We start from the raw sequence: 13,037 nt of genomic DNA, 5'->3' as shown, positions 1-13,037 counted from the left end.
CTACTTTAAATAGTCTTGTAAGGCTAACAACTCGTCTTTTTGAGAGCTTTCTTCTAACGCTAAAAGTAAGACTTCTATCGCGCTTAAAGTCGTGAAATAACTCACATGGTTTTTAAGCACAGAAGCGCGGATGAGTTTGGCGTCATCTTGAGATTTGTGATCGCTGGTGTTGATAGCCATGCTGATTTCCCCATTCATCATCAAATCCATGATATTGGGGCGGCCTTCAGAGATTTTAAGCACTTTTAAAGACTTCACCCCAGCTTTTTCTAAAGCTTTATGCGTGCCTTCTGTGGCGCACAATTCAAAGCCTAACTGAACCAATCGCTTCATTAAAACGCATGCTTCTTCTTTATCCTTATCTTTAATAGAAACAAAAATAAGCCCCTTGTTTTTAATAGGGTTAAAGCAAGCCGTTTGAGCCTTGAAAAATGCAAGCCCTAAAGATCTAGCAATCCCCATCACTTCGCCGGTGCTTTTCATCTCAGGCCCTAAAATCAAATCCGATCCATAAAGTTTATTAAAAGGGAAAACCGCTTCTTTTAAAGCCACAAAATGGGGCATTTTAGGCTTATAAACGCCTTTAGAATACTCTACGATATTTTTTTTATCATAAAACTTCAAGGCTTCTTTCAAATCTTCTAACACCATAACCCTAGTCGCCACTTTGGCTAAAGGAACGCCTAAAGCCTTGCTTAAAAAAGGCACGGTTCGGCTGGCTCTGGGATTGACTTCAATCAAATACAGCGAATTTTCATAAACAGCAAATTGGATATTCAATAGCCCTACTACGCCTAAATGCAGAGCGATTTTCGCGCTCACTCGCTCAATTTCATCTAAAATTTCAGGGTTTAAAGTGGAAGGGATAAAGCATGCCGAATCGCCTGAATGGATTCCGGCTTCTTCAATATGCTGTAAAATGCCGGCAATATAAACCTCTTTTTTATCGCAAATAACATCCACATCTAATTCCACTGCTTTTTCTAAAAACTTATCAATGAGAAGCGGGTTTTTAGGGCTAATCTCTAAAGCATGTGTAACGCTTTCTAAATAATGGTGCAATTCCTCAATATTTTCTAAAATTTGCATGTGTTGACCGCCTAGCACATAACTAGGGCGCACGATAATAGGGAAACCAATCACATTAGCGATGCTATAAGCTTCATCAACACTCTTAGCCATGCCGTTTTTGGGCTGCTTGATGTCAAGCTCTTTTAAAAAGAGGGAAAATTTTTCCCTGTCTTCAGCAATATCAATCACTTTAAAAGGCGTGCCAATAATGGGGGCTTGCATTTTGGCTAAATCTTTAGCGAGTTTTAAAGGGGTTTGTCCCCCAAAATGCACGATAATGCCATCCACTCGCTCCCTTTGAATGATGCTCTTCACGCACTCAAAATGAATGGGTTCAAAATAGAGCGTATCGCTTGTATCATAATCCGTGCTCACGGTTTCTGGATTGCAATTGAGCATGACGCTTTTAATGTTTAAATCTTTCAAAGCAAAGCTCGCATGCACGCAACAATAATCAAATTCAATGCCTTGACCGATGCGATTAGGTCCAGAGCCTATGATTAGGATTTTCTTTTCTTGTTTTTCTTGTTTGTTTTCAATAGGGGGCAAAGGGTTAGGGGCATAGGTGGAATACAAATAAGGCGTGAGCGATAAAAACTCCGCCGCACAAGTGTCCACTTCTTCAAAATGGGGCACGATTTGTAAATTAGATCTAGCTAATTCCACTTCAAAAGGACTCACCTCTAAATTGTCATTTTCTTTGATTTTAGCGGCAATCCTAGCATCGCTAAAGCCTAAATTTTTAAGCCCTCTTAATTTTTTGGCGTCCGTTAAAACGCTAGAATTGATGCTTTCTTCTGCTTTGACTAGCTTTTGGATTTGAGATAAAAACCACCTGTCAATCTGGCACAATTCAAACACTTCATCCACGCTAACGCCGAGCCTGAACGCATCAGCGATATAGAGCAAGCGTTTGGGATTGGGCCGGCGGATTTCCTTTTTTATCATTTCTAAATCTTTGCTTAACGATTCAAACCCTAGCCAATTGTTTTCCAAAGAGCATAGCGCTTTTTGTAAGGCTTCTAAGAAATTCCCCCCTATCGCCATCACTTCGCCAATGCTTTTCATGGAAGTCCCTAAAGTGCTAGAAACACCGGCAAATTTTTCAAACGCAAAGCGAGGGATTTTCACCACGATATAATCCAAACTAGGCTCAAAACTCGCCGGGGTGTTGGTAATATCGTTTTTAATTTCATCTAAGCTAAAACCCACCGCAAGCATGGTAGCCACTTTTGCAATGGGAAACCCGGTCGCTTTTGAAGCTAATGCGGAGCTACGGCTCACTCGTGGGTTCATTTCAATCACAACCATTCTTAAAGTCTCTGGGTGGATCGCAAACTGCACATTGCTCCCGCCCGTATCCACGCCAATTTCTCTTAAAATCGCAAAGCTCGCATCGCGCATGCGTTGGTATTCTTTATCGGTTAAGGTGAGGCTTGGAGCGATGGTGATGCTATCGCCGGTATGAACGCCCATGGGGTCAATGTTTTCAATGCAGCACACAATGATGCAATTATCCTTGCTGTCTCGTATGACCTCCATTTCGTATTCTTTCCACCCCAATAAGGACTCTTCAATCAAAATTTCATTAATGGGCGAAGCGTCTAGGGCGTTTTTAGCCAATTCTTGAAACTCTTCAATATTATAAGCGACCCCGCTCCCCCCACCAGCCAGAGTGAAACTCGCTCTAATAATGGCTGGAAAGCCAATTTCATTAATGGCTTCTAGGGCTTCTAACTCGCTATAAGCGTAACGTCCTTTAGGCAAATCCATCCCGATTTTTAACATCGCTTCTTTGAAAGCCTGCCTGTCTTCGCCTTTTTTAATCGCTTCAATCTTAGCCCCTAAAAGCTCCACGCCTTCTAACATGCCCTTTTGGTGCATTTGCATGACCGCATTCAAAGCGGTTTGTCCGCCCATTGTGGGTAAAATAGCGTCAATCTTTTCTTTTTTGATGATAGCGGCGATATTTTCTCCAGTGATGGGTTGGATATAAGTTTGATGAGAAAATTCAGGGTCAGTCATCACGGTGGCTGGGTTAGAATTGATTAAGATCACTCTATAACCTAAAGATTTTAAGGTTTTACAACTTTGAGTCCCTGAGTAGTCAAATTCGCAAGCTTGCCCGATCACAATAGGGCCTGATCCTATCAGTAGAATGTTGGAAATATCGGTGCGTTTAGGCATAACTAATCCTTAAAGAAAGAATGTAAACGAAGCGTTATCAATATTTTAAAGTATTTTTTATTAGGTTTTTGCGTGGTATCCCCCCTATTTTTTCAAACTATTTGTCTCTGTCTGAAAAAATACCAATGATTTGCAAGATAGAAATGAAGACATTCAAAAAGTCTAAATACAAGCTCACCGCCGCATCAATGGGGCTATCATACATGCCCTTAACGATATTTTGGGTGTCATAAGCGATGTAAAGACTGAATAAAACCGCACTCGCTCCCGCAATGACAACCTGGAACATGGGGCTGCCCAAAAACAAGTTAATGAGCGAACACACCACCACCACAATCAAAGCGATAAAGAGCATTTTACCCATATTCGCCAAGTCGTTTTTAGTCTTAAGGGCATACACGCTCATCAAACCAAAAACAATAGTTGTCATGCCTAAAGCTTGCCAAATCGCCCCTAAACCAGCTTTTGCGATCACCATACCCAACAAAGGCACTAGAGTAACCCCTGATAATGAAGTGAAAGCAAACAACATGAATAGATTCAATCCGGGTTTGGATTTAGAAAACATCAAACCAAAAAACGCCGCAATTTCAGCGATAAAAAATACCCATTTATACTGCACTACGGCTTGAAAATTCATTAAACCCAATAACGCCCCAATAGTCGCTAATAACAAACTGCCCGCAAAGAACTTGTAAGTCGTTTTAACAAAACTTACCAGCTCGCTTTCATGCAACACAGAATCTTCTGCATACGCGTTACGAGAATTAGCTCTGTCATACAATGCCATGTTTTACTCCTTGAATTTCAACTCAATAAACAATTTTAATTAACCCTACAGCTAGGTCCAATATAATAGCACAAAATGTAGTAAAATACCAAACAAAACCCCCTAAAATTGAAGTTGAAGTCTGAAAATAGGATAATAGTTACGATGAAAATTTTTATCAATGGATTTGGCCGCATTGGGAGATGCGTTTTAAGAGCGATTTTAGAGCGCAATGATACAAACCCTCAACTAGAAGTGATAGGCATCAATGATCCTGCTAATTGGGAAATTCTCGCTTATCTTTTAGAGCATGACAGCACGCATGGATTGCTCAATAAAGAGGTGCGTTACTCTCATTACAAGCTTATTATCGGCTCGTTAGAAATCCCTGTTTTTAATAGTATCAAAGACTTGAGGGGCGTGGATGTTATCATAGAGTGTTCAGGGAAGTTTTTAGAGCCTAAAACGCTAGAAAATTACCTTTTGCTTGGGGCTAAAAAGGTGTTGTTATCCGCTCCCTTTATGGGCGAATACGATGAAAAACAATACCCCACTTTAGTGTATGGCATCAATCATTTTCTCTATCAAAACCAAGCCATTGTTTCTAACGCCTCTTGCACGACTAACGCTATCGCGCCCATTTGCGCGATTTTAGACAAAGTTTTTAAGATTAAAGAGGGCATGCTAACGACTATCCATAGCTATACAAGCGATCAAAAACTCATTGATTTGGCCCACCCTTTGGATAAACGGCGCTCCAGAGCGGCCGCAAGCAACATTATCCCCACCACCACTAAAGCCGCTCTAGCCTTGCATAAAGTGTTACCCAATCTCAAAAACAAAATGCATGGGCATAGCGTGAGGGTGCCTAGCCTTGATGTGTCCATGATAGATTTGAGTTTGTTTTTAGAAAAAAAGGCCTTTAAAGATCCGATCAATGATTTGTTGATTGAAGCTTCCAAAGGGACTTTAAAAGGCGTGTTAGAGATAGATTTAAAAGAAAGGGTGAGTTCTGATTTCATTTCTAACCCTAATAGCGTTATCATCGCGCCTGATTTGACTTTCACTCTAGAGAATATGGTCAAAATCATGGGGTGGTATGATAACGAATGGGGGTATTCTAATCGTTTGGTGGATATGGCGCAGTTTATGTATCATTATTAAGTCATTTTGCGAATCTTTTTGAGTTTGTTTAACATCAAGTTGTATAATGTGGGATTTAATAAAAACGATTGGAGTTTTAAATGGCGTTTAAAAAGGCCAGATTGATTTCTAAGTTTATTTCAAAAGGATCTTTCAAATTGAATAAGATCTCAAAGAAAATTTTCACATTGAATCAAATCTTAAAGCGTGAAAAGCCCTTAAAACGCCATAAAAAAGCTTTAAAACCTATTAAAAAGCTCTCTAATCGCAACAAATCTTTTTTAAAAGCTTCGGTTTTATTGATAGGAGCGTTAGGGGGATTATCCCACCTAAGGGCTAGCGAATGCCGTTATTGGTCATGGTCGTCTTGGAGTTATCAAGACAATATTGAAAGCGGTCCTAATTCACCCACGCACAACTCTTATTGCCTTTTTAGTAGCGCTCAAGGCTCTGGGACTTATTATTTGAACACCCTTACCACTTATAGTGCTGGTGGGGCTAGTTTCACGCAAAAATTCAATAATGGCACGCTTAATGTGGGAGGGAATATCCGCTTTGGAGGCACAGGTATTAATGGAGGTGATGTAGGCTATATCACAGGCACTTATGACGCTCAAACGATTAATTTTAATTCTAGCCATTTAACAACCGGAAACTCATACGCTGATGGCGGTGGGGCCACGCTCAATTTTAATGCAACTAATAACCTCACTATCAATCAAGCGAGTTTTGATAACAGCGATGCAGGGACACAAAAATCTTACATGAATTTTAAAGGCTCTAATATCAAGGTCAGTGGCTCTAGCTTTACAGACGACACTGATGGGGGCTTTAGTTTCAGCGGTAATAACAATAATAGCGTTATCTCTTTCAATCAAACTAACTTCAATCAAGGCACTTATCACTTTAATAGCACCCAATCCACTTTTGAAAACAGCAATTTCAATCAAGGCACTTATAATTTTACTGACAACGCCATCTTCAATAACGACACCTTCAACCAAGGGACTTATAGCTTTAATACTAGCAAGGTGAGTTTCTTAGGCATTAACACTTTAAATTCAAGTTCGCCTTTTGCCAGCCTTAAAGGCAGTGTGTCTTTTGGTTCTGGTGCGGTTTTTAACCTCAATCAAACCCTTAATAATCAAACCTATGACATTCTTACGACAAACGGGACCATTCAGTATGGGGTTTATCAAAGCTATTTGTGGGATCTAATCAACTATAAGGGCGATAAAGCCATTAGCCATGTTGAAGTGGGCAATAACACTTATGATGTAACCTTTGATATTAACGGGCAAGATGAAACCTTACAAGAAACCTTTAACAACCAATCCATTATTACCCAATTTTTAGGAGACGATTTACAACAACAAGCCCAAAAAACCTACCAACAAGACTTGAGTGATTCACAGAGCACTCTAAATAACGCTGCTAGTGATAATGAGATCGCAAATAGCGATACAGACTACACTAAAAGCAGTAATCCTACTATCAAAAAAGACGCTCAGAATTTAGAAAACACTAACCAACAAATCGCTCAAGACGAACAAGCCTTAGAAAAAGATTTAGCTCAAATCAAACAATTAGCCAACTCCACCACAGGCTTTAACGAGCAAGCCTTCAATCAAGCTCAAAAACAAGAACAACAAGATGAACAAACCTTACAAAACGATGAAAACGCTTTTAATACGGAACAAGATAGTTTAAATAAAGCGATACAACAAAAACAAGAACAACAACAAAAACAAGAACAACAACAAAAACAAGAACAACAACAAAAACAAGAACAAGCTCAAGCCCAAAAGACCTATCAAGAGGATCTCACTCATTCCCAAAACGCTTTGAATAAGGTTACTAGCGACAACACGATCGCAAGCAATGATACAGACTACACCAACAATAAAAACACCACTATCGCTAAAGACACTCAAAGTTTAGAAAACACCAACCAACAAATCCAACAAGACGAAAAAGCGTTAGAAAAAGATTTAGCCCAAATCAAACAATTAGCCAACTCCACCACAGGCTTTAATGAACAAGCTTTCAAGAATGCACAAAGCAAAGAACAACAAGATTTAAAAACCTTACAGAACGATAAAAACGCTTTTAATACGGAACAAGAGGGATTGGAACAAGCGATAGCTAACGCTAAGCCTACAAGCCCTACACCCACTCCTACAAAACACACAGCGCCAAACACTCCCCCTAGTCAAGTCCCGCCCACGCCCCCTACTCAAAATCCACCTGCAGAAAGCGTGTGGAATGGGGTTTATTGGCTTCAAAACAAAACTTACTCAAAACAAGGCATTTATTATATTGATCCCAACCTTTCAGGACAGAGCGGTCAAAGCGGGAACACGCTCAGCACTTATACGGCTAATTTGTTAGGGAGGAGTTTTAGCGTTAATATCCAAAATGGCACTTTGATCATAGGGAATAACACAGAGAGCGTGAATGATAATGGGTTGATTTGGATAGGGCATGGAGGCTTTGGCTATATCACGGGGACTTTTAATGCGGCTAATATTTACTTGACCAATAATTTTAAAACCGGTGAAGGCGTTTCAGACTCAGATGGTGGGGGAGCGAACATCACCTTTAAAGCAAGCGATAATATCACTATGGATGGCTTGAATTATAATGACGCTGAAACCGTTACTAAAATGATTCAAACGGGGGCTAGTCAGCATTCCTATGCCATTTTTGACGCTATGAATAATATCAGCGTGACTGATTCCAGTTTTAGCGATATGACTTGGGGGAAATTCAGTTTTAGCGCTAAGAACATTTCGTTTTCTAACGCTTCGTTCAGCGGCTTTACAAACCCTGGAGGATCAAGCACTATCAGCGCTAACGCTTCTAATTCTTTAAGCTTTATCAATTCTCGTTTGAATGGGGGAGCAATCTATAATTTGCAGGCTAATAGCCTTATTTTCAATAACACGCAAGCGGTTTTCAATGTCTTGTATTCTAGGGGGACAAGCAATTTTAACGCTACTACACAGCTTTTAGGCAACACGAATTTTACGCTCAGTTCTCAAAGTTTGCTGAACTTTAATGGCGATACAACCTTGCAAAACAACGCCAATATCACGCTTGGTAATAAAAGTCAAGCCGCTTTTAAAAATTCTTTAACGCTTGATAATAATTCTAATTTAAGTTTAGACAATCAAAGCGTTTTGAATGCCAATGGATCAAGTGCTTTTAACAATCAAGCGAGTCTCAATATTTATAACGGGAGTCAAGCAACCTTTAATAGCCTCTTTTTTAATGGCGGGACACTCAGTCTTAACGCTAACAGCAAGCTCAACGCTTCTAACGCTAGTTTTTCAAACGACACCACTATTAATTTAGACGATAGCGTTTTATCAGCCAATAACACAAGCTCTTTGAACGCTAATATCAATTTTCAAGGTGCAAGCCAGGCTGATTTTGGAGGCAACACGACTATTGATACAGCAAGCTTTAATTTTGACAGCGCAAGCTCATTGAGTTTTAATAACCTTACGGCTAATGGGGCGTTGAATTTTAATGGTTATGCGCCCTCTTTAGCTAAGGCTTTAATGAGCGTTAGCGGGCAGTTTGTTTTAGGGAATAATGGGGATATTAATTTATCTGACATCAATATTTTTGACAACATTACAAAATCTGTAACTTACAACATCCTAAACGCTCAAAAAGGGATTACTGGCATTAGTGGGGCTAATGGCTATGAAAAAATCCTTTTTTATGGCATGAAAATCCAAAACGCTACCTATAGCGATAATAACAACATTCAAACTTGGTCGTTTATAAACCCTCTCAATTCCTCTCAAATCATTCAAGAGAGCATTAAAAATGGGGATCTAACCATAGAAGTTTTAAATAACCCCAACTCGGCTTCTAACACTATTTTTAATATCGCTCCTGAGCTTTATAATTACCAAGCTTCTAAGCAAAATCCTACCGGTTATAGTTATGATTATAGCGATAACCAAGCAGGCACTTATTACTTGACAAGCAACATTAAAGGCCTTTTCACCCCTAAAGGCTCTCAAACTCCTCAAGCCCCAGGCACTTATAGCCCGTTTAACCAGCCTTTGAATAGTTTAAATATCTACAATAAGGGTTTTTCTAGCGAGAATTTAAAAACGCTTTTAGGGATCCTTTCTCAAAATTCCGCTGCCTTAAAAGAAATGATTGAATCCAACCAATTAGACAATATCACTAACATCAATGAAGTGTTGCAACTCTTAGACAAGATTAAAATCACCCAAGCGCAAAAGCAAGCGCTCCTAGAAACGATCAACCATTTGACTAACGACATCAATCAAACCTTTAATAACGGGAATCTAATTATAGGCGCTACTCAAGATAATGTTACAAACTCTACTAGCTCTATTTGGTTTGGAGGCAATGGCTATAGCAGTCCTTGCACGCTGGATAGCGCTACTTGTTCTTCTTTTAGAAACACTTACTTGGGGCAATTATTAGGCTCAACTTCCCCCTATTTAGGCTACATTAACGCTGATTTTAAAGCTAAAAGCATTTATATTACCGGAACAATTGGAAGTGGTAACGCCTTTGAAAGCGGAGGGAGTGCGGATGTAACCTTTCAAAGCGCTAATAACTTAGTGTTGAATAAAGCCAACATAGAAGCTCAAGCTACAGACAATATCTTTAATCTTTTGGGTCAAAAAGGGATTAATGAAATCTTTAATCAAGGGAATTTAGCGAATGTTCTCAGTCAAATGGCTATGGAAAAAATCAAGCAAGCCGGCGGTTTAGGAAACTTTATAGAAAACGCTCTAAGCCCTTTGAGTAAGGAATTACCCGCTAGCTTGCAAGATGAAACCTTAGGCCAACTTATAGGTCAAAATAACTTAGATGATTTATTGAATAATAGTGGAGTCATGAATGAAATCCAAAATATTATCAGTCAAAAACTAAGCATTTTTGGTAATTTTGTTACCCCATCCATCATAGAAAACTACCTTGCTAAGCAGTCTTTAAAAAGCATGCTAGACGATAAAGGGCTTTTGAATTTTATCGGTGGGTATATAGACGCTTCTGAGATAAGTTCTATTTTAGGCGTGATTTTAAAGGATATTACTAACCCCCCTACAAGCCTGCAAAAAGACATTGGTGTGGTAGCGAACGACTTGTTGAACGAGTTTTTAGGACAAGATGTCATTAAAAAGCTAGAAAGTCAAGGTTTAGTGAGCAATATCATCAATAATATCATTTCTCAAGGCGGGTTGAGCGGCGTTTATAATCAAGGTTTAGGGAGCGTGTTGCCGCCCTCTTTACAAAACGCACTCAAAGAAAACGATTTAGGCGCTCTTTTATCGCCTAGAGGCTTGCATGATTTTTGGCAAAAAGGGTATTTTAACTTTTTAAGTAACGGCTATGTTTTTGTCAATAATAGCTCTTTTAGCAACGCTACGGGGGGCAGTTTGAATTTTGTCGCTAACAAGTCTATTATTTTTAATGGCGATAATACGATTGATTTTAGCAAGTATCAAGGCACATTGATTTTTGCTTCTAATGGTGTTTCTAATATCAATATCACAACCCTAAACGCCACTAATGGCTTAAGCCTTAATGCGGGTTTGAATAACGTGAGCGTTCAAAAAGGGGAAATTTGTGTCAATTTAGCCAATTGCCCCACAACCAAAAACAGCTATTCTACAAACTCTAGCGTAACCCCCACTAATGAATCTTTAAGCGTGCACGCTAATAATTTCACTTTCTTAGGTGCAATCGCTTCTAATGGGGCTATTGATTTGTCTCAAGTAACAAATAATAGCGTTATAGGCACGCTCAATCTTAATGAAAATGCGACCTTGCAAGCCAATAATTTGACGATCACTAACGCTTTTAACAACGCCTCTAACTCTACGGCCAATATTAATGGTAATTTCACCTTAAACCAACAAGCGACTTTAAGCACTAACGCTAGTGGTTTGAATGTTATGGGGAATTTTAACAGCTATGGCGATTTGGTGTTTAATCTCAGCCATTCAGTTAGCCATGCTATTATCAACGCTCAAGGCGCAGCGACAATCATGGCTAATAGCAATAACCCCTTAATCCAATTCAACACTTCTTCAAAAGAAGCCGGCACTTATACGCTTATTGATAGCGCTAAAGCCATTTATTATGGGTATAACAACCAAATCACAGGAGGCAGTAGCCTAGATAATTACCTTAAGCTTTATGCGCTCATTGATATTAATGGCAAGCACATGGTGATGACTGACAACGGCTTAACCTATAACGGGCAAGCCGTGAATATTAAAGATGGCGGTTTAGTTGTAGGCTTTAAGGACTCTCAAAATCAATACATTTACACTTCCATTCTTTATAATAAAGTGAAAATCGCTGTTTCTAACGATCCTATCAATAACTTACAAGCCCCCACTTTAAAACAATATATCGCTCAAATTCAGGGCACTCAAGGCGTGGATAGTATTGATCAAGCTGGAGGCAGTCAAGCGATTAGTTGGCTCAATAAAATCTTTGAAACTAAGGGAAGCCCTTTATTCGCTCCCTATTATTTAGAAAGCCATTCCACAAAAGATTTAACCACGATCGTTGGAGACATCGCTAACACTTTAGAAGTCATCGCTAATCCTGATTTTAAAAATGATGCCACTAATATTTTACGGATCAACACCTACACGCAACAAATGAGCCGTTTAGCCAAGCTCTCTGACACTTCAACCTTTGCTAGTGCTGATTTTCACGAGCGCTTAGAAGCCCTTAAAAACAAGCGATTCGCTGATGCGATCCCTAACGCTATGGATGTGATTTTAAAATATTCTCAAAGAAACAGAGTCAAAAATAATGTGTGGGCGACAGGAGTTGGAGGGGCTAGTTTCATTAATGGAGGCACTGGAACTTTATATGGTATCAATGTAGGGTATGATAGGTTTATTAAGGGCGTGATTGTGGGGGGTTATGCCGCTTATGGGTATAGCGGGTTTCATGGAAATATCACGCAATCAGGCTCTAGCAATGTCAATATGGGCGTTTATAGCCGAGCGTTTATCAAAAGAAGCGAATTAACCATGAGCTTGAATGAGACTTGGGGATACAATAAAACTTTCATCAACTCCTATGACCCCCTACTCTCAATCATCAATCAGTCTTACAAATACGACACTTGGACGACTGACGCTAAAATCAATTATGGCTATGATTTCATGTTTAAAGATAAAAGCGTTATTTTTAAACCTCAAGTAGGCTTAGCCTATTATTACATTGGTTTGTCTGGTTTAAGGGGTATTATGGATGATCCTATTTACAACCAATTCAGAGCCAATGCTGACCCTAATAAAAAATCCGTTCTAACGATCAATTTTGCCCTAGAAAGTCGGCATTATTTCAATAAAAACTCTTATTATTTTGTGATTGCGGATGTGGGTAGAGATTTATTCATTAATTCTATGGGGGATAAAATGGTGCGTTTTATTGGTAATAACACCCTAAGCTATAGAGATGGTGGCAGATACAACACTTTTGCCAGCATTATCACAGGCGGGGAGATAAGGTTATTCAAAACCTTTTATGTGAATGCGGGCATTGGGGCTAGGTTTGGGCTTGATTATAAAGATATTAATATTACCGGAAATATTGGTATGCGCTATGCTTTTTAATGGTATCATTAAGCCCATTTTTAACAAGCCCAATTTATAGCAGGATCAACCATGCAAAAAACCTTATTTTCTTTACCCTTATTATTTTTATCTTTTTGTATCGCTGAAGAAAATGGGGCGTATGCGAGCGTGGGGTTTGAATATTCCATCAGTCATGCCGTTGAGCATAATAACCCCTTTTTAAATCAAGAACGCATCCAAACGATTTCTAACGCTCAAAATCA

The 13,037-nt window shown here is 39.2% G+C and carries 4 protein-coding genes; 2 read left to right on the top strand and 2 right to left on the bottom strand.

All coding sequences use genetic code 11. The features are described from left to right. Together carB and FIM66_RS06905 are read right to left on the bottom strand one after the other, a co-directional pair. Window positions 1-3,258 carry a carbamoyl-phosphate synthase large subunit gene (carB, locus tag FIM66_RS06910; RefSeq protein WP_140600279.1) on the bottom strand — a complete coding sequence of 1,086 codons (3,258 nt, stop codon included), beginning with the start codon at window positions 3,256-3,258 and terminating at the stop codon, window positions 1-3. Between the two features lie 97 nt (window positions 3,259-3,355). Continuing rightward, the gene (locus tag FIM66_RS06905; protein ID WP_033752115.1) at window positions 3,356-4,048 is read right to left on the bottom strand and encodes a Bax inhibitor-1/YccA family protein; all 693 of its coding nucleotides are present in this window, start codon (window positions 4,046-4,048) and stop codon (window positions 3,356-3,358) included. Between the two features lie 144 nt (window positions 4,049-4,192). Here FIM66_RS06905 and gap point away from each other — a divergent pair, with 144 nt between their 5' ends. Together gap and FIM66_RS06895 are read left to right on the top strand one after the other, a co-directional pair. Then, complete coding sequence (gap, locus tag FIM66_RS06900) at window positions 4,193-5,191, top strand: type I glyceraldehyde-3-phosphate dehydrogenase (protein WP_140490894.1); 999 nt, start codon at window positions 4,193-4,195, stop codon at window positions 5,189-5,191. Between the two features lie 80 nt (window positions 5,192-5,271). Beyond that, window positions 5,272-12,813: a vacuolating cytotoxin domain-containing protein gene (locus FIM66_RS06895; protein ID WP_140600278.1), complete on the top strand. Its 7,542-nt coding sequence runs from the start codon at window positions 5,272-5,274 to the stop codon at window positions 12,811-12,813. The last annotated feature ends 224 nt before the right edge of the window (window positions 12,814-13,037 follow it).

It is taken from the genome of Helicobacter pylori (assembly GCF_006439795.1).
GTDB classification, from domain to species: domain Bacteria; phylum Campylobacterota; class Campylobacteria; order Campylobacterales; family Helicobacteraceae; genus Helicobacter; species Helicobacter pylori_CR.
Note: the sequence above shows the minus strand (reverse complement) of the source record. Positions and strands in the feature narration are given on the sequence as shown.

Bases quoted from the DNA above. Each gene is read 5' to 3' on its own strand.
- gap (WP_140490894.1), top strand. From the start codon at position 4,193: ATGAAAATTTTTATCAATGGATTTGGCCGCATTGGGAGATGCGTTTTA.
- FIM66_RS06905 (WP_033752115.1), bottom strand. From the start codon at position 4,048: ATGGCATTGTATGACAGAGCTAATTCTCGTAACGCGTATGCAGAAGAT.
- FIM66_RS06895 (WP_140600278.1), top strand. From the start codon at position 5,272: ATGGCGTTTAAAAAGGCCAGATTGATTTCTAAGTTTATTTCAAAAGGA.
- carB (WP_140600279.1), bottom strand. From the start codon at position 3,258: ATGCCTAAACGCACCGATATTTCCAACATTCTACTGATAGGATCAGGC.